This window comes from Streptomyces sp. CA-288835 (assembly GCF_050936385.1).
In the GTDB taxonomy this organism is placed as follows: Bacteria; Actinomycetota; Actinomycetes; order Streptomycetales; family Streptomycetaceae; genus Streptomyces.
Map to the genome: position 1 here is coordinate 4,265,680 of NZ_JBNJMW010000001.1, position 18,368 is coordinate 4,284,047.

General features: G+C 70.7%; 12 protein-coding genes. 3 read left to right on the forward strand and 9 right to left on the reverse strand.

Going from position 1 to position 18,368, the window contains the following annotated elements; genetic code table 11:
- Positions 1 to 2: 2 nt before the first annotated feature.
- From ACQEVY_RS19105 to ACQEVY_RS19125, 5 genes are all read right to left on the reverse strand, one after another.
- Positions 3 to 1,808, reverse strand: coding sequence for a fatty acyl-AMP ligase (locus tag ACQEVY_RS19105; RefSeq protein WP_432950046.1), 1,806 nt, complete (start codon positions 1,806 to 1,808; stop codon positions 3 to 5).
- Between the two features lie 187 nt (positions 1,809 to 1,995).
- Positions 1,996 to 2,328: a DUF6059 family protein gene (locus tag ACQEVY_RS19110; RefSeq protein ID WP_432950048.1), complete on the reverse strand. Its 333-nt coding sequence runs from the start codon at positions 2,326 to 2,328 to the stop codon at positions 1,996 to 1,998.
- Positions 2,329 to 2,338: 10 nt separating this feature from the next.
- Complete coding sequence (locus tag ACQEVY_RS19115; protein WP_432950050.1) at positions 2,339 to 4,288, reverse strand: HAD-IIIC family phosphatase; 1,950 nt, start codon at positions 4,286 to 4,288, stop codon at positions 2,339 to 2,341.
- Between the two features lie 550 nt (positions 4,289 to 4,838).
- The gene (locus ACQEVY_RS19120; RefSeq protein WP_432950052.1) at positions 4,839 to 6,554 is read right to left on the reverse strand and encodes an ABC transporter ATP-binding protein; all 1,716 of its coding nucleotides are present in this window, start codon (positions 6,552 to 6,554) and stop codon (positions 4,839 to 4,841) included.
- A complete protein-coding gene (locus ACQEVY_RS19125) occupies positions 6,551 to 8,341 on the reverse strand; it encodes an ABC transporter ATP-binding protein (RefSeq protein WP_432950054.1) in 1,791 nt (596 codons plus the stop codon). Before ACQEVY_RS19125 ends, ACQEVY_RS19120 begins: the two co-directional genes overlap by 4 nt.
- A 77-nt stretch (positions 8,342 to 8,418) precedes the next feature.
- Between ACQEVY_RS19125 and ACQEVY_RS19130 the strand changes: the two genes are divergently transcribed.
- On the forward strand, positions 8,419 to 9,279 hold the full coding sequence (locus ACQEVY_RS19130; RefSeq protein ID WP_432950056.1) for a helix-turn-helix domain-containing protein: 861 nt from the start codon (positions 8,419 to 8,421) through the stop codon (positions 9,277 to 9,279).
- A gap of 516 nt (positions 9,280 to 9,795) precedes the next feature.
- Here ACQEVY_RS19130 and ACQEVY_RS19135 read toward each other — a convergent pair.
- From ACQEVY_RS19135 to ACQEVY_RS19145, 3 genes are all read right to left on the reverse strand, one after another.
- Entirely contained in the window at positions 9,796 to 11,208 is a 1,413-nt protein-coding gene (locus tag ACQEVY_RS19135) for a family 2B encapsulin nanocompartment shell protein (RefSeq protein WP_432950058.1), read from the reverse strand.
- A gap of 168 nt (positions 11,209 to 11,376) precedes the next feature.
- The gene (locus tag ACQEVY_RS19140; protein WP_432950060.1) at positions 11,377 to 13,716 is read right to left on the reverse strand and encodes a family 2 encapsulin nanocompartment cargo protein terpene cyclase; all 2,340 of its coding nucleotides are present in this window, start codon (positions 13,714 to 13,716) and stop codon (positions 11,377 to 11,379) included.
- Positions 13,717 to 13,846: 130 nt separating this feature from the next.
- Positions 13,847 to 14,620: a DUF4239 domain-containing protein gene (locus ACQEVY_RS19145; RefSeq protein ID WP_432950062.1), complete on the reverse strand. Its 774-nt coding sequence runs from the start codon at positions 14,618 to 14,620 to the stop codon at positions 13,847 to 13,849.
- A 1,056-nt stretch (positions 14,621 to 15,676) separates the two neighbouring features.
- On the opposite strand from ACQEVY_RS19145, the gene ACQEVY_RS19150 reads away from it, so the two are divergent.
- Positions 15,677 to 16,387 (forward strand): helix-turn-helix domain-containing protein, encoded by a 711-nt coding sequence (locus ACQEVY_RS19150; RefSeq protein ID WP_432950064.1) that lies wholly within the window; start codon positions 15,677 to 15,679, stop codon positions 16,385 to 16,387.
- Here ACQEVY_RS19150 and ACQEVY_RS19155 read toward each other — a convergent pair.
- Positions 16,369 to 16,947: a dihydrofolate reductase family protein gene (locus tag ACQEVY_RS19155; RefSeq protein WP_432950066.1), complete on the reverse strand. Its 579-nt coding sequence runs from the start codon at positions 16,945 to 16,947 to the stop codon at positions 16,369 to 16,371. The two genes, ACQEVY_RS19150 and ACQEVY_RS19155, sit on opposite strands and share 19 nt — an antisense overlap.
- A gap of 395 nt (positions 16,948 to 17,342) precedes the next feature.
- Here ACQEVY_RS19155 and ACQEVY_RS19160 point away from each other — a divergent pair, with 395 nt between their 5' ends.
- Complete coding sequence (locus tag ACQEVY_RS19160; RefSeq protein WP_432950068.1) at positions 17,343 to 17,744, forward strand: hypothetical protein; 402 nt, start codon at positions 17,343 to 17,345, stop codon at positions 17,742 to 17,744.
- Positions 17,745 to 18,368 lie beyond the last annotated feature (624 nt).

Here is an 18,368-nt window from a genome sequence, read left to right on the forward strand (position 1 = left end):
CGTCAGCCCACCGGAACCAGGGCCGGGCCATCGGCTGCCTGCGCGTCCTGCGCGCCCCGTTCGACGAGCGCCCGCACCGCCGGGTCCAGTACGGAGTACAGCGCGGTGACCGCTCCTTCGAGGAACAGCTTCCGCATCAGGGTCCGCTGGATCTTCCCGCTGGTGGTCCTGCGTACGGTGCCGGGGCGGACGAGCAGCACATTGCCGGCCGGAACGGCGAACTCCATGCCGATGTGCCGCTGGACGTCGGTGGCGATGCTCTTGAGGTCGGCACCCGCGGCGGCGGCCCGGATCTCGTGGACCACCACCAGGTGCTCCTGCCCATCGGTGTCGACGGCGAAGACGGCCCCCGCACCGATCGCGGGATCCAGGCCGCGTACGGCGCTCTCCACGTCGTACGGGTAGATGTTGCGGCCGTTGATGAGGACCATCTCCTTCAGCCGGCCGGTCACGAAGAGCTCGCCGCCGCCCAGGACGCCCATGTCGCCGGTGCGCAGCCAGGTGCCCAGCTCCTCCTGGCCGGCGATCCGGGCGCCGAAGACCTCCGCGTTCACCTCGGGCCGCTCCCAGTAACCGGAGGCCACGCTGGCGCCGCGTACCCAGATCTCCCCGACCTGGCCCTCGGGCCGCTCGACGAGGGTCTCGGGGTCGACGATCCGCACCTCGAAGTCCTCGGCCAGCGCGACACCGCTGCTGACCAGGGTCCGTCGCGAAGCGCCCAGGTACGGGCCCTCCAGGGTGCCGCGCTCCAGTCCGGCCGCGTCCACCTCGCGCAGCAGCGCGCCGCGGGTCTTGGGGGTGCCGGTCACCAGCAGGGTGGTCTCGGCCATGCCGTAGCAGGGGAACATGGTCTCCGGCCGGAACCCGTACGGCCCGAAGCGCTTGGTGAACGCCTTCAGGGTCTCGGCCCTGACCGGTTCGGCGCCGTTGCAGGCCGTCCGCCACGACGACAGATCCAGGCCCTCCAACTGCGCGTCGGTGACCCGGCGGACGCACAGGTCGTACGCGAAGTTGGGGCCGCCACTGGCGTTCACGCCGTACTCGCTGACCAGCTCCAGCCAGCGGACGGGCTTGCGCAGGAACGACACGGGGGGAATGAGCACACTCGTGGTGCCCAGCCACAGCGGCTGGAGGATGTGCCCAATCAGCCCCATGTCGTGGTAGAAGGGCAGCCAGCCGCCGATCACCGAGTCCGCGGTGTTGCCGGTGGAGCGGGCGATGGCCGCCTCGTTGGCGAGCAGGTTGCCGTGCGAGACCATCACGCCCTTGGGCGTGCTCGTGGAACCCGAGGTGTACTGCAGGAACGCCAGGTGCTCCGGGCCCAGCCGCGGGTCGCGCCAGGCGCCCGCGTCACCGACGGTCCCCTGATCCGTGGCCAGGCACATCACGTCCGAGAAGCCCTCGGCCGCCAGCCACGCCTCCACCTCCGGGGCGTGCTCCGCGAGGGTCAGCACCGCGCCGACCCGGGCGTCGCGGACGATCCCGGAGACCCGCCGGAAGTGCTGGCCCTGCTCGGAGGGCAGCGGGGCGGGCACCGCGACGGCCCCGGCGTAGAGGCAGCCCACGAACGCCTTCACGAAGTCCAGGCCCGACGGGTACAGCAGCAGGACCTGATGCCCCGCAAGACCTCGCTCCTGCAGCCAGGACGCGATGTCCTTGGCCGCGCGGTCCAGCTCCAGATAGGGCAGCCGCTCGGGCTCCTTGCCCCGCACTCCATCCGCGAGGAACACGAACGCGTCCGCGTCACCCCGTTCGTCCGACCGCGTCAGCACAAGCTCCGCGAATGAACCGAATTCCGCCACCGTCATTCCCCTTGCCTCGAAGCGCCTCGTATCGCGTTGAAACCAGTTGACCGACTCACCGACCGACTGACCTGACCTGACCGACTGCCCGTCGGAGCTGTCGTGCCGATCGTCGGCCCCGCCTCTAAAGCCCCTCTTGCGGCTCCGTCACCAGCCCTCTCGCGAGTCCGTCACCAGCCCTCGCGCGGCTGTGTCACTCCCGTCGGCCGGGCCCGTCCTCCACCCGGCCGGGATCCTCCAGCTGCGCCCACAACTCCCGTTCGCGCGGGGAGAGCGGCGCATCGGCGACCAGTCGCTCCGGATGGGCGGGCGGCGGCTCGTCGAGCGGGAGGACACCGACCGGGGTCCTGGAGCCGTCGTCGCCGAGCCACCACTGCTTCGCCTGGTCGACGGAGGCCGGAGGGACCATGCCGAAGATGACGGCGAGCGCGCCGAAGCCGTCCACCAGGAACGTGACGATCCCCCGCCAGACCCGCCGCGCCGCCCGGCGCACGGACCACCGCCCCATGCCGGGCCAGGCCGCCACGCCGCCCGCCTCAGGACGACCGCCGGCCGAAGTCCGCCGTCAGACGGACGTGCGCCGGCGGCGTGGGCAGGTGATCCTCGGCCAGGTCGTGCCGGAACGACACGGTGCCGTCCGCGTCCTCACCCGTCTCCGCGAAGCCCATGGACGGGTACAGCTCGCGCACCCGGTGGTTCTTGGCGGTCGGACGGTAGCGGGCGCGCACGGCGCCGGCCCCGCGGGCCCGGGCCTCGCGCAGAACGGCGGCCAGGCAGGCCTGTTCGATGCCGCGGGCGAACACCCGGCAGCTCAGCAGCATGTTGTCGATGTGCCAGCCGTCCGGTGCGCCGACGTCGCTCACCAGGATCACCCCCACCAGTCCGTTGTCGCCGAACCGGTCCGCGGAGCGGATCGCGAGCACCAGCCCGTCGGAGGACTCCCGCCGGGCCCGTACGTCGGCCTGCTGAAGCCGCTCGGTCGTGAGGTTGAACTGGTTGGTGCGCAGCGTCACCTGGGAGACCCGGGCGATCTCGTGCTCCGCCACGGGCGAGAGGGTGACCTCGACACCGAGTTCCGCGAGGTATTCCTCCATGGAGCCCGCCCGCTCCAGGAGGTCCTGGCGTGCCCCCTCCGTGCGGTACTGCGTCGCCCGGGCGCGGTCCTCGGCGGTCAGCTCCCGTACGTCGAACCAGCCGTCGGCGAGCAGCCGCTCGATGTGCAGGGCAGGTTCCTCGTCGAGCCGGACCACGGCGACCCCGGGCAGGCTGCGGGCCACCAGACCGCACTCGAACGGCGAGTCGTCGGCGAAGACGAAGCTGTCGACACCGAGGTTGAGCCGACGGGCGATCTCCAGCAGATTGCGGTCCTTGGGTTCCCAGTTGGCGGTGATCTGGACGAAGTCGGCCTCGCGCAGCACCATGTCGGGGTGCTCGCGCAGCACGTTGCGGACCGGCTCGCTGTCGTTCTTGCTGCACACCGCGAGCAGTACGCCCTGGGCGCCGATCTGGCCGACGGCCTTCTGGAACCGGCCGAACGCCTCGCCCCGGTAGGTGGTCGCGGCGGCGATACCGTCCGGACCGTCGTCGCCGAGGATGCCGTCCCACAGCGTGTTGTCCAGGTCGACCACCAGCACCTTCTTGGTGCGTCCGCGCAGCGCCCGGGCCAGGTGGCCGACCTCGCGGGCGTAACCGGCGAGCAGTTGCTCGCCGAGCTGCACCTTGGCGTAGGCGGCGAGCCGCGGCTCGTTGACCGGTCCGGAGGAGGCGATCAGCGGATCGAGGTCGACGACGTGGACGCGGTCGTGCACGGCCGACAGCCGCAGCAGCCCCGCGTTGAACTCCCGCCAGACGACCCCGAGCCGGGCCCGCGACCGGGCGTCGACCAGGCGGCGAAGCTGGGTGCGCAGCAGCGGCACGGTGTTGAGTACGAGGGTGCCGTTGCCGTGCGTGACATAGCGCTCCGCGAGGTTCTGGACCAGGGCCAGCTTCGCGGCGGTGACCCGCTGTGCGTCCTCCACCAGCCAGGGGTGGGGCAGCTCGTCGAAGACGACCTCGGGGTCCAGGACGCACAGCGCCAGCTCGGCACCCGAGGCGTACAGCTCGCTACCGGTGTCCTGAAGATCGCGGAACCACGAGTCGTAATCGCCCTCGTGCAGCTTCAACAGCAGGCCGTGGCGGGCGAGTTCAGCGGTCAGCGGGGCTGTGAGCCCACTGAGGGTGGAGTGGCCGGTGACCGCGACGGAAAACGTCTCGGTGCCGGGGTGCTCGCGCAGCACCTCCTCCGGGTCGAGGCGGGCGAGCAGCTGTCCGGCGCGCACCAGGTCGGGCGCGGGCGGTCCGGCCGGGTCCCCCGACCCGGCCAGCTCGGTCAGCAGCCCGGGCACCTCGTCGTACGCGCCGATGAGGCGTCCTTCGGTATGGAGGGCGCGCAGCCGGTCCAGTGGTCCGGTCCGCTCGCCCACGGCGGTGCTCGCAACCGTGGCCATGGTGTCTCCATTCACTGAGTCGCGCATCGCTCGGCATCCCCGTGGGCGGTCCACGACGCCGATACGGCCCGCGCCCCGTCCCGGGCACAGGCCCACCACCCTTGGCGGTGGCCTGACCGACCCTGCCGGGCCTGTCTTAAGCCGCCCTTGAGCGAGAGGGAGCGTCAGTGACGATGGAGCGCCGCGCTCGGACACGAAGCCACAGCGCCGGCTGCGGCAGGGCTCTCTGAGCGAGTCGCCTCGTAGGCGAGGGACACGAGAGCGGCCCACCACGTGTATCAGGTGGGCCGCTCTCAGCCCTCGCGGAGTTCGTCTCCGTACTGCCCGGTGGCGCGCCCGTCAGGCGCCCAGGTCATTTCCATGATGGGACGTTCGTGGGAAGGAGCTTCTTGAAGTCGCGGTCGAAGCGGGCAGTCGTTGCGAAAGTCAGCAATAGGCCGCGTGCGTACGCGGTGTGGGTGCCGTCGCCGAGCTGCGGGTGGTGCGCCCCAAGCCAAGTCCGTCTACGACCAGGCGCTACGCCAGGTCCACCGGGGCCCTGCACGCCGTCTCAGTCCCGCGCCGCCCCGGCCAGGGACAGGTCCCAGTACGCGGCGTACCGGCCGGCGCGCCGCAGCAACTCCTCGTGGCTGCCCTGTTCGACCACCCGCCCGGCGTCCAGGAAGGCGACGCGGTCGGCCCGGCGCACGGTCCCCATGCGGTGCGCCACCAGCACCACGGTCCGGCCCGCCATCAGCTTCTCGATGCCGGCGTGCACGGCCGTCTCGTTCACCGGGTCCAGGGCCGAAGTGACCTCGTCGAGCAGCACGATCGGCGCGTTCTTCAGCAGTGCGCGGGCGATGGAGACGCGCTGCCGCTCGCCGCCCGACAGCAGGGCCCCGCCCTCGCCCACGTCCGCCGACCAGCCGCCGGGCAGCCGCTCGATCACCTCGTCGAGACGGGCCGCGGCGGCCGCGGCGCGTACCTCGGCGTCGGTGGCGTCCGGGCGGCCGAGGCGCACGTTCTCCTCGATCGTGCCGTCGAAGAGGTAGACGTCCTGGAAGACGATGGCGATCCGCGCCATCAGCGCCGCGGTGTCCATCTCCCGTACGTCCAAGCCGCCGATCCGCACCGCGCCCGCGTCGACGTCGTAGAAGCGGGCGAGCAGTTGCAGCAGCGTCGTCTTGCCTGCGCCCGACGGCCCGACGACGGCGAGCCGTCGGCCCTCGGGTACGGACAGCGTCACCCCGTCGGCGACCGTGCGGTCGCCGTGCCGGAAGGTGACCGCGTCGAACTCGACGTCGTGGCAGGACGGTTCGCGCGGCACGCGGGGCTCCGGCAGCGGCTTGGTTCCCAGGACGTCGTCTAGGCGGGTGAGTTCGGCGCGGGCGGCGCGAATGCCGCCACTCATCTCGGCGAGGGACAGCAGCGGGTCGGCGCAGCGGGCGGCGAGCACCAGGACTGCGAGCACCTCGGCCGCGCCGATGTCGCCGCCTAGGGCGAGGTACGCACCGAGTGCGAGCAGCGCGGTGAACGCCGCCTGCACGGTGACCGCAAGACCCAGCACACCTGGCAGCGCCGAAAGGGTGGAGCGACGCGAGGCGCGGCGCAGCTCCTCCAGGGAATCGTCCAGCAAACCGAATCGCTCGCCGGTGCGGCCGCCGGCGCGCAGCACCGGCTGGGCCTGGAGGTACTCGATGACGCGGCCGGTGGCCGCGCGCTCGCGTGCCACGCGCTCCGTGTCGGTCGCCGTCGTCGCGCGGGCCGTACGCAGCTGGACCGCGGCTACCAACGGCACAGCAGCCAGGCCGGCGAGCCCCAGCTGCCAGTTGAAGGCGAGCATCACGGCGACGATCGTCAGCGGCGTCACACAGGCGTAGATGAACGGCGCCAGCAGGTGCGCGATCACGCTCATCGCCTGCAACACGCCCTGACTGGCGAGGACGGACACCTCGCCGGTGCGGCCGGGTTGGTACCAGCCGATGGGCAACCGGGCGAGGTGTTCGCCCAGGCGCTCGTACATGCCGTGCAGCATCGTCGTGCCCACGCGGAAACCGGAGCGGTCGCTGACGTACCGCAGCGCGGCATAGACCGCGACCGCCGCGCCGAAGGCAGCCAGCCAGGGCCGGGCGTCCTCGGGTGTACTGCCGAAGAGCGCGCGCAGCACGAGCACCAGCAGTGCGTACGACAGTCCCTCGGCGAGGGCGGTCGCCGTCATCAGGGCAACGGTGCGGCGCACCGGCCCGGCGTACTCGTGGCCGAGCACACGCAGCAGTGTGCTGATCATCGGGCCTCTTCCCCTTCCATGGCACCGGCTTCCATGGCACCGGCGTGGATCTTCCAGAACTCGGCGAACGCGCCGCCCCGCGCGAGGAGTTCCGCGGTCGTGCCCCGCTCCACGATCTCGCCGTCGCGCAGCATCACGACGGTGTCGGCGTCGGCGATCGTCTCCAGGCGGTGGGCGATGACCAGCGTCGTCCGCTTCTCCCGGGTCTGCGCCAGCGCCTCGCGCACCGCCTGCTCGGTCTGCGGGTCGGCGAAGGCGGTGGCCTCGTCGAGGACCAGGACGGGGGCGTCTGCGAGCAGGGCGCGGGCGATCGAGACGCGCTGCGCCTCGCCGCCGGAGAGGCGGGCGTCCTCGCCGATCACCGAGTCGTAGCCGCGGGGCAGTTCGAGAATGCGGTCGTGGATGCTCGCCCGGCGGGCGGCGCGGACGACGGCGTCGCGGTCGGCGTGCGGGACGGCGAGGGCGATGTTGTCCGCGACCGAGGCGTGCAGCAGCCGGACGTCCTGGAAGACGAAGGACACCCGCCGGTACAGCTCCTGGCTGCCCACCTCACGCAGGTCGACGCCGCCGAGGAGCACGGAGCCGTGCGTCGGGTCGTAGAACCGCGGCAGCAGCTGCACCAGCGTGGACTTGCCGCTGCCGGACGGCCCGACCACGGCCGTGGTCGTCCCCGGCTCCAGCACCAGGTCGATACCGCGCAGGACCTCGCGCCCAGCCGCGGCACCCTCGTACCCGAAGCGGACGTCCCGCAGCTCCACCCGGTGTCCCTCAGGCGCCACCGGCCGTACAGGCTCGGGCAGTGACGGCTCGGCGAGTACGTCCCGGATGCGGCCGACGGCGCGCCGCGCGGCCTGGAGGTCGTCGAAGCCGTGCCCGAGCGCGGCCACGGGCGCGGTCAGCCCGAGGCCGAGAAGCAGGAAAGGCAGCAGGTCCGCCGGGGCGAGCCCGCCCCCGGTGATCCGGTACGCGCCGCCGACCAGCACTGCCAGCAGCACGAACGGCGGCGACAGCGCCACCTGCATCCCGGCGGCGAGCCCGGACAGACCGCGCACCATCCGGTAGAAGCTCCGGGTGAAGTCGCCCACCGCGGTACGGAACGCGCTGTGCGCCCGCTCCGACCCGCCGAACGCCTTCACCACCGCGATGCCCTGCACGAACTCGACCACCGACGCCGAGATCCTCCCCATCGCGGCGTCGAACTCCTTCTGCTCGCGCAGCCGCGTAGGGGTCATCATCAGCGGCACCAGCGCGACCGCCAGCAGCACGGGGATCAGCGTGATCAGTGTCAGCCGCCAGTCCACGGTGAGGAGGTAGCCGAGCGAGACCAGCGGCACCACGAAGGCGGAGACCAGCTCGCCCGGCGTGTGGGCGATGATCGGGTGCACGGCGCTGACGTCCTCACCCACCAGCTTCGCCAGCTCCCCGTTGCGCCGCCGCGCCAGCCAGCCGATCGGCACCTGCCCGAGCCGCGCGGCGAGTTGCCGGCGCAGCGACAGCTGCACCCGGGTGTCGAGGAGGTGTCCGACGCCGGACGAGGCGGCCGTGAACAGCAGCCGTACGAGCAGCCCTGCCGCGCCCGCGATCACGACGTTGCGCACGTGCCCGTCGTCGGCCGGCCCCGGTGCCAGCAGCGTACGGCCGAGCTCGACGACCGCGAGGAGCGGCGCCAGGCCGGCGACGGCGCCGATGACCTGAAGGACGACGACGACGGCGAGGCCGCCCGCGTACGGGCGCAGCAGACGGGCCACGCCCGGTGGTGGCAGCGCGGTGGTTCCGGTGGAAGTCATGCGCTCACCTTCGCCGCGGGTGCGGCCCGCTGGATTGGAGAAATGTTCCGTCCGGGCGGGGCCCGTAGCATGGACGCATGTCAACTGCCGTGCGTCAGCGCGTCGTTACCCCCGTGTGGGAGGTCACGCGCCCGGCCCGGCCCGGCCGCGTACCCGGCGTCGTCCTGGCGGGGCTGCGCGACCGCGGCCCGGCTCCGGTCGACCACCGGCTCGACCCGCACCCCGTGCTGACGCTGGCGCTGGCCTGCGGCGAGGCGGCGCTCGGCATCGACGAGTCGACGGGGCGGCAGCACCGCGGCAGCCTTGTCACCGGGCTCGGGTTCGGCGTCGGCGGTGCGGCGCGGGTGCGGGCCGCGAACGTCGAGTGGATGCAGGTGCGCTTGTCCCCTGCTATCGCGCGCGCCGTCCTTGGCGTGGGCCCTGCTGAGCTGGAGAGCTCCGTGGTGGCCCTGGACGACCTGTGGGGAGAGCGGTGGGCAGCCCGGCTGCGCGAACAGCTGGCCGGGACCCCCTCGTGGGAGGAACGCTTCGCGCTCGTCGAAGCGTTCCTCGCCCGGCTGTCCGCCGCGGGGCCCGCCATCGAGCCGGAGTTGGCCTGGGCCTGGGACCGTATCGTCGCCGGGCACGGCCAGGTGCGGGTCGAGGAGCTGGCCGACGAGCTGGGCTGGAGCCGCAAGCGCCTATGGTCCCGCTTCCACGCGCAGCTCGGCCTGCCGCCCAAGCGCGCCGTGAAGCTCGTCCGCTACGACTGGGCCGCCACCCGCCTGGCCGGGGGCCAGGCGGCGGCCAGGGTCGCGGCCGACTGCGGCTACGCCGACCAGTCGCATCTGCACCGGGACGTCGTGGCGTTCACCGGCGTGACCCCCGCAGCCGTGGCCGGCCAGTCGCTCATCGCGCCGGCCGACATGGCGTGGGTGGACCACGTGCCACGCCTCTAGGGCCCATGGGGCCATGCCCCGCCGCCCGTTTCGACGGGCCGCACCGGCCACCGCCGCCAACCGGCGGAGAGACCCGAGGTGGACGAGTTCCCGCGCGGAGTACGGATGTACGGTCCCGTCACCGGCGCCGGCAGCCCGCTCGCGCCGCCGACACGGGCGACTCCGGCTGAACGGCGGCTTCGTGGGCCGGTGCGATCTGGTCATCGCGCACAAGGGACCACCCACGACGAGGCCGAAGCCCTGTGCGGCCAGTGCGAGGCAGCCGTCCAAGCCTGCCCGGACACAGAGGTGGGTCCCCTCGGCAGGACCACCAAGGTGGAGGCAGCCCCCACCTCCAGAACTCGCTCCCTGGGAGGCGATCGCCCAACGCGTCCCCGCGGGTGAATGGCCGCGAGTGGCCGTAGCCGACGTCGAAAGACCCGCTGGGGGTGCCGGACGGCCGGACGGTCCTTGGACGATCCGTGATCGTCCAAGGACCGTCCGGCCCAGCTCCGGGTCTTGGCACTTGTGCTTGTGTCAGCGCCAGTGGCCGATTTCGACGTTCTCCAGGACGCCCAGGGCATCCGGCACCAGGACTGCCGCCGAATAGTAGGCCGTGACCAGGTACGAGATGATCGCCTGCTCGCTGATGCCCATGAAGCGAACGGACAGGCTCGGCTCGATCTCGTCCGGGATGCCGCTCTGCCTGAGCCCGATGACGCCGGCTTCCGACTCGCCCGTACGCATGCAGATGATCGATGTCGTGCGGGCCTCGGAGATCGGGATCTTGTTGCAGGGGAAGATCGGCACACCGCGCCAGGCGGGCACCTGGTGGCCGTTCACCTCCACCGTGTCCGGGTAGAGACCCCGCTTGCTGCACTCCCGTCCGAACGCGGCGATCGCCCTGGGGTGGGCGAGGAACAGCTTGGATCCACGGCGCCTGCTGAGCAGTTCGTCCATGTCGTCGGGGCTGGGCACACCGGCGTGTGGCTGCAGCCGCTGGTCGTACTCACAGTTGTGGAGCAGGCCGAACTCGCGGTTGTTGACGAGTTCGTGCTCCTGGCGTTCCTTGAGCGCCTCGACGGTGAGCCGCAACTGCTGCTCCGTCTGGTTCATCGGCTGGTTGTAGAGGTCGGCGACCCTGCTGTGGATCCGCAAAACCGTCTGCGCGACGCTCAGTTCGTACTCGCGCGGGGCCGGCTCGTAGTCCACGAAGGTGTGCGGCAGCAGGGCCTCTCCGACGTGGCCGGCCGACAGGTCGATCGCGGCCTCCCCGTATTTGTTGGTGCGCTGCTCGGGAACGGACCGCACCTGCTCCAGGTGGGCGTGGAGCGATGCGGAACGGTCCGCCAGTGTCAGGACATCCTGCCGGGTGAGGGCGAGAACGGTGCAATGGGTCAGGGCACGTGCCGTGAATTCCCAGATGCCGTCGGAGGCGGTGAGGCATTGGTCGCCGAAGTACGCCCCGTCGGCCAGTACACCTAGTACCGCGTCATCTCCGTAGGGCCCGGAGCCCACTTTCTCGACCTTGCCGTGCGCCAGCAGGAACACCGTGTCCGCCTGGCTGCCGAAGGAGGCGAGGACCTCCCCGGGCTCGTACTCCTGCTGCCGGCAGCGCCGCGCCAGTTCGCCGAGCACCTCGAGGTCGCCGTAGTCCCGCAGCGTCGGAAGCTCCCCCAGCTCGGCCGGGATCACCTCCACCTGGTCCCCCGTCTTCACGAAGGTCACGCGCCCGTCCCCGACCGCATAGTTCAGCCGGCGGTTCACCCGGTAGGTTCCGCCTTCCACCTGGACCCAGGGCAGCATCCGCAGCAGCCACCTGGAGGTGATCTCCTGCATCTGCGGGACGGACTTGGTGGTGGTGGCCAGGTTCCGCGCGGCCGACGTCGCCAGGCTCTGCTGGCTCCGGTCCTGCTCCGTGCGGTTCTCGCTACCCGCCTCGACCGACATGTATTTCCCCCAAGCGATTGTGATGGAGAATCAGTTTTTCGACAGTTTTTCGACGTGCTGAAAAAGCGTGACATTTAAAACCGGCGCTTTGCCATAACTCAAACGAGTGGGAATGAAATGCCACCGAACGGGCACCACCGAGCATTCCCCAGAGAGTTACTTCCGCTTTTACGGGCTCTTTTCGGGCATGAAATTGCTCCCGCATGACAGGGCCGGGATACGAGCCGCTGAGGTGCCGAGACCTGTGGGACGGGTGGGCGGGCCGGTCCAGCCACCCACCGGGCGGCGCAGCTCGGCCTCCTCGTACCGGTGGCATTGCTGGTGCCAGATGAGGATTCCGGCGAGCCAGTGCTTGAGCTCCTGTGCGTACCCGGTGAGCGTGGCCCGTGTGCCGGAGTCGAGATTCAGCTGGTCGAACATCTCCGGCAGCTCGGTGGACACCACGCGCTCGAACTCCCGCATCCGCGAGGTCATCAGATCGGCGACGATGCCGAGCGCTTCGGTGAGGCCGCAGTCGAAGAAGTCCTGGACGACGAGAACGGCGTTGTGGATCTCACCCTCGAACTCGATCTCCTTCTGGTACGAGTACAGGTCGTTGATCAGGGCCGCGTAGTCCGCCGCCGAGTTCTGCATCGCCTGGACGGGACGGCTCCGGTACGCCTCCGGCGGCACCGTCCGCCCGTGGGACAGACGGCACAGACTCATCGTGAGGTCCGCCCCGAAGGTCTTGCGCCGCATCTCGATGTAGTCGACCGGGTCGGGGATGCGGTTCTCCGCCGCGTTGCACAGTTCCCACACCCAGCTGCCGGTCATGTCCTCGATGGTGCCGCGGAACGCGCGGCGTGCTGCGGTCGTCATCGGGCCGGCCGTACGGGACCACAGGTCCGCGAGCCCGCGTTCCAGCGCGTTCGCCGGGGTGGGGACCGCCGTGGAGTCCACCGGCATGAACGCGGACAGCCGCTCGTTGCACAGCCTGGCGCCGGTGATGTCGGACCGGGGTCCGAACACGGCGGGGTAGTAGTCGTCGGCGTACGTTCCCCAGGTGAGCCAGTGCGTCGTCAGGTCCAGCTCTTCGGGGGAGGCGTCCGGATGGATGCCCGCCGAGCACAGGGCGAAGTCGAAGGCCCGCAGCTTGTGTTCGTCCCAGATGCCGGGACCGGGCACGCCGGGCAGCGGCTCCAGCATCCCCATCGTGTGGGCCCAGTCGACGACGTGCTCGCGTGAGTCGTCCAGATGAGGACTCAGCTCTGTGGTGAACGGCATGTACAGCTCGGGGACGGGGACCGGCCCGACCCGCTGGAACGGCACATGCGCGTGGCTGCGCAACCGCTGCGGCATCGTCGCCGCAACCGAGGCCGTGATGCGGGCCGCGGAGGTGCCCAGACCGGTCGGACCGTGCAGGACACCTGCCAGGCCGCCCGCCGGACCGCCCGGGATGGCTGACGCGCTCGCCGTGACCGGTGAGCCTGCGGCCGTTGAGCCTGCAGTCGTTGAGCCTGCGGTCGTTGAGCCCCCGGCCGCGCCGTTCATATAGCGGCTGGAGCGCATGTGCCATTCGTGGCCGCCCGCCTGCCAGTCCTGGAGTCCCTTGACGTAGGCCAGGACGTCGGCGCAGGACTGCGGGGGCAGGCCGTGCTCGGCGAACAGCGGTGCCAGCTCGGTCAGCGCGGTGTGCTCGAACTGCTGCAGCCGAGAGGTGAGCAGCTCGTTGACGGCGTCGGCGGCCTGCTGGGTGTCGCAGCCCAGGAACTTCTCGAAGACCAGTACGCCGTTGGAGAGTTCACCCTCGTCCTCGATCTCCCGCTGGTAGGAGAACAGGTCGTTCCGCAGGTGCACCGCGTCGGAGAAGGCGTCCCGGAGCACGAGCATGGGACGGCAGGCCGCGATCGGCTCCGGCACCTCGGCGCCCGCGGCGTACTCGACGAGACCCGCGGACCAGGGGGCACCACCCACCTTGCGCCGCATCTCGATGTACTCCAGCGGATTGGCGACACGGCCGTCGGAGATATTGCGCAGCTCCCACAGGGATTCCTCGAGCAGAGCTTGCGTGCTCGTCGCGAACCGGCGGCGCCAGTCCTGGGACATGGCCGGCACGGTGCGGGCCCACAGGTCGGCCAGGCCGCGCTCGACCGCGCTTTCCGGCTCCGCGGGCGCACCGCCGGGCTCCATCGGCATGAAGGCCGGCAACCGGTCGAGGTACGCGCGGGCTCCGGAAAGGTCCTGGCTGCGCTTGAAACGCCGTAGGAAGTCGTCGTCAAAGAAGAACACCCACACGTACCACTCGGTGACCAAGGTCAGCTCGGCGGCCGGGGCATCGGGATGGGTGTACGAGCACAGCAAGGCGTAGTCGTGGGAGTCGAAGTCACGGCTGTCCCAGACCTCCGATCCCTCGATCATCCCCATCCTGCGGGCCCAGGTCTTGGAGTCCTTCCGCACCGTCTCCAGGTGGGGGCTGAGCCGTGCCGGGTACGGCTCGTAGAACGCCGGAAGCTTGAAGGGCTGTGACATGGTCTGCCTCTCGTTCCTCTCTGTGGAGGTGCTGCTTTCCGGATGCATCGCGCTTTCGGACGACGGGCCGTCCGGGACGGCGCCGTGGCCGTGGCCGACGGCGGTCAGCGTGCGGTTGAGTCGACGGCGGTCAGCGTGCGGTTGAGTCGACGGCGGGGAAGAGGTCGAGGAAGGGGCCGGCCGCCGTGCCGGCGTCCCGGCTGAAGGGCGAGTCGAATTCCCAGATCAGGAAGAGCAGGAAGGCGATCAGGGCGCTGAACAGGCCGGCGAGCAGCAATTCCGGTGGGGAGGTGCGGATCTGCAGGGTGAAGATCATGCCGATCGTCACCAGCGCGCCCGCGATGAGACCGAACCAGACCACGCCCGGCATCGCCCCACCCGCGCTGTCGCCCCGGGAACCCCGGGCGTCATCGGCCACGGCGACCTGGTCGACCATCGGCTGGTAGGCCCGGTCCTCCTGGTCGGTCCGCGGTTCGTAGCCGGCGACGTCCTTGCGTACCCGCGAGAACAGTTCCGTTCCCCGGTCGGACAGTTCGCCGCGATCGGCCATGACCTGCCACTCCTCGTCGACCACGTACCGCACGTAGGCGTCGATGTCCTTCTTGATGCGGTCCCGTACGGCCGCCGGGTATGCCTGGGCACGCTCGTTGACCTCGTGCAGGGCCTGGGCCTCGGCGCGTACGTTCTCATGCGCGGCACCGCGCGCCTCCCAGCCACCGGCGATGGCGAGTCCGAGCACGATCGCGTAGACAACGCCGATCATCATGGTCATGTACTCGATGACATCGGGTGTCTCGGTGGGATCGTCGTCGTCGGGGATACGCCGGTGCCTGAGCAGGGTGATGGCCAGAACCACCACGCAGGCCGAGGCCATCACCAGGGCCAGGACCAGCCATTGCGACATGGAGCCTCCGTAGAGCGCGGCAGGGTCGGTGGGGTGGGGTTTGCAGTGGGGCCTGGTCCGGTCGCTGCGTTGCAACCTGTGGCGGTGGTGAGGGGGCGCGAACCGGGTGGGCGCCACCTTCGATACGGGCCCTAACGGCCGCGCCCGCCGCCCCCGGACGAGGAACGTGTGCGCAGGGCCGCCGCGGCCAGTACCGCCGGAGCGATGAGCAGCAGGGCCAGGGTCATCAACGGGGTCCCTTCGCGTGTCGCTCTGCGCGGCGGGGCCTGGTACGTCCGGTGCTTGACGGGTTGCGGGGCCGGCGCCGCCCGCTCCGGCTGTTTCGGCTGCTGGCTCGGCGTACCGGCCGCCTTCGAGGGGTGCGGCCGGGTCGGCACGGGAAGCGCGGGCGGCGGAGCCGCGGCCCTCGGTGGTGAGGGCGTGGGTGCCGGGGAGGTAGGGGTGGGGGCAGGTGGCGTGAGGGTGGGGGCAGATGAGGCAGGGGTGGGGGCAGGAGGGCTCGGGGACGAGGGCTCAGGACTCGGAGTAGGTGGGGGCGGCGTGGCGGGCGGCCTCTCGCACGGTCCCTTCCATACGAGGCCCAACTGCAGCTGGGGCGCCGTGCGCGCTGTCACGGCCACGTACGAGTGCGGGCAGGCGTCACACCCCACGGTCAGGAGGGAGTGGCTGCCCTCGGTGTCAACGACGATCCGACGGCATCCAGGCGCGGGCCCCGCCGTCACTTCGACACGTACACCGTGGGGCGGCGGGTTGTCCGTGTCGGCCGACTCCGCCCGCACCGCACCACTCGTGAGTGCGACCGAGCCCAGCACGACAACGGCGGCGACGCTCACTCGCGTCAGTCCCCCGCGGGCCGACCTGATCCCCCACTCCGTCATGTCTTCAAGACTGTGCAGGCAGACCTGCGGGCAATCGGGATACGTCACGCACCCCTCGGACGAGCCATGCCACGACCTGCTGTACGAATAGACAGGAGCCCGGGGATTGTGATTCAGCGACGTCCTCGTTCTCGCCCGGAGCAGCCGTCGGCTGCCCGGCGCGGCGTATTCTGCACCCGTGGAACTGCGCTTCGAGACGCGCCAGTCGGACTCGCCGTGGGTCGACGCCGTGTGGACCTGCACGAGCGAGCAGGTCTCGGCGATGACGTCCGTCGCGGGGGTGCGCTGGGGGCTGGTGTTCTGGGAGCAGGGCGGCCGGGCGTATGCGGGCGTCACCGGTCCCGAGACCCGGACCGGCACGGCGCCGGTGCCGGAGGGCGCGGCCTTCACGGGCGTCGAGTTCGCCGTGGGCACCTCGTTGCGGGCCGTGCCCACGCCCGCGCTGGTCGACGGTGGCGTCGAGCTGCCCGACACCACGCGCCGGACGTTCCGACTGGACGGCGCGCGCTGGGAGACGCCCGGACCCGACGACGCCGAGGCCCTGGTCGAGCGTCTCGTCCGGGCCGGGATCGTGGTCCGTGACCCGCTCGTCGCCGAGGTGCTGCGGGGGCACCGCCCGGCCGTCTCGGGGCGCACGGTCGAACGCCGGTTCCGCGCCGCGACCGGGCTGACGCGGGGTGGCGTACGGCAGATCGAGCGGGCCCGCACGGCGGCGGAGCTGCTGGCGGCCGGCCACCCGGCCGCCGATGTCGTCGCCAAGCTCGACTACTTCGACGAACCGCACCTGGCCCGGGCACTGCGCTCCTACGTCGGACGCACCGCCGGGCAGCTGCGCGAGGGCGCCGGCGGCGCGATCGCCCTCGACCTGGATCAGCGCTTGACGTCGTAAACGAGCTTCAGGATCCCGTTCGCGTAGCTCTCCGATTCCCGCAGCGTCAGCATCTGCTTGTCCCGGTCGGCCCGGCCGAACAGGCTCTTCCCGGCACCGAGGAGCACGGGGAAGACGAGCAGGTTGTACTGGTCGATCAGGCCGGCGTCCGACAGCCGCCGGGCCAGCTCCGCGCTCCCGTGGATGAAGATCGCGCCGCCCTCGCCCTCCTTGAGCGCGGCGACGTCCTCGGTCGAGCGCAGGATGGTCGTCGGCCCCCACCCGTCGACGAGGGCATCCTCGGACAGCGTGCTCGACACCACGTACTTCGGCAGCTCCTTGTAGGCGGCGTGGTCCTCCGAGCCGGGCCAGACCCGCGCGAACGCCTCGTAACTGCGGCGGCCGAACATCAGCGCCGTAGTGTCGGCGAGCTCCTCGCCCTTCAGCGACCAGGCTTCCGGGACGAACTCGAGGTCCTTGAACACCCAGCCGCCGCTGCGGTGCTCCTCCCCCGGCCCGCCGCCGGGCGAGTCCACGACGCCGTCGAGCGACATGAAACCGGTGTAGACGAGGTCACGCATGGTGCTGTCTCCTCCTGATCGGGCGAGCTGCTGGAGCCCACGCTAGATCGCGGCCACGGCGGCCGTCTTGGACGGAAACGACAGCGGCCGGCTTGGCGGCACACCTATCGGTTCCGCCAGGCCTACTCCGAATCCGCACCCCCGCCCACGCCGACGCTGCGGCCCTCGGCCTGCCGAATCCGCTTACGAGACCGAGACGCGTGCGGGCGAACTGGATGCCGTGATGACGATTGACGTGGCACCATCAGGTCGCCGGACACCCGCGAGTCCGTGTCCCCGGGCCCGCGGGGCGAAGAGGCGGAGCCGACGACCGGCAGCAGCAACTCCTGAAGGATGTGTCCATGCGGCGGACCCTGAAGACGTCGGACCCTGTACGAGCCCGGTCCCTGCGCAGGATGCTCATCGCATTCCTGGTTGCCGCTGTTGCCACCGCCCTGGTGATGGGCGGCATTGCAGTGTCCAACGCGGTGAACCAGCCAGAGCTCCGGATACGCGGCATCCCCAGCAACGGCGTGCTCAACGCCGCCGCGCTTTCCAAGGGCACGCTCACGGTGGACACCGAAGACACGGACGGCAGCGGCGACGATGCGACCCTGAACAGTGAGGCGCTGCGCAATGTCGAGGTCAGGCTGAACGGCGAGATCGTTCCCACCCTCTGGGTCGGAAACCACCGGGTGCTCGATGCGGCGGCGTTGCGGGACGGGAACTACGAGCTGACGGTGACCACCGACCTGGGCCTGCTCTGGAGCGAGATCAGTCTCAGTCGCCGCTTCATCGTGGACACCACCAAGTCTTGATCGTTGGAGCGTGACCGTCAGCGGACGTGCGCGTCACTCCTCACCCGCCCCGTTCGACGTCGCGCCGACGATGAGAAGTACACCCATCACGACGTTCCATACGCTGAGCCAGGTCGGCATATCCAGGACGCGATGCCCTCCGATGCCCATCACAACGAGATAGAACCCGGACATCCTCATGAAGTGCGGCGGCACGCGGCCCCCTCGTCGAGCCGTACGGATGACTGATGACTGATGTCTGCGGAATCGGCGAAATCCGCGTATCTCAACGCGACATCGGGATGGTTATCGGGCCTCGACAGCTATCGCACTTCGGCAGGTAGGGATTGTCGCTGGCTTCGAGTGCGCAGTTCGCGCAGAGCAACCGGCCGCATGCGGTGCAGATCAGGGCTATGCCATCAAGTGCGCCGTCATGACTGACCGTCACGGACGACGGGGACTGGAGCCTGATTCTGAGTCCTCGGGCACAACGGCCGCACGCGACCGTGTCGCCGTTGACCAACCCATGGTCCAACCACGGCTGTTGACCGGCCCGACCGGCCGGAGTCACAGACCGAGCAGACCGCGCAGACTGAGCAGGCTGAGCAGCAGGCGGCGAGAAGCGCCTTCGCCTCCGGAACAGAG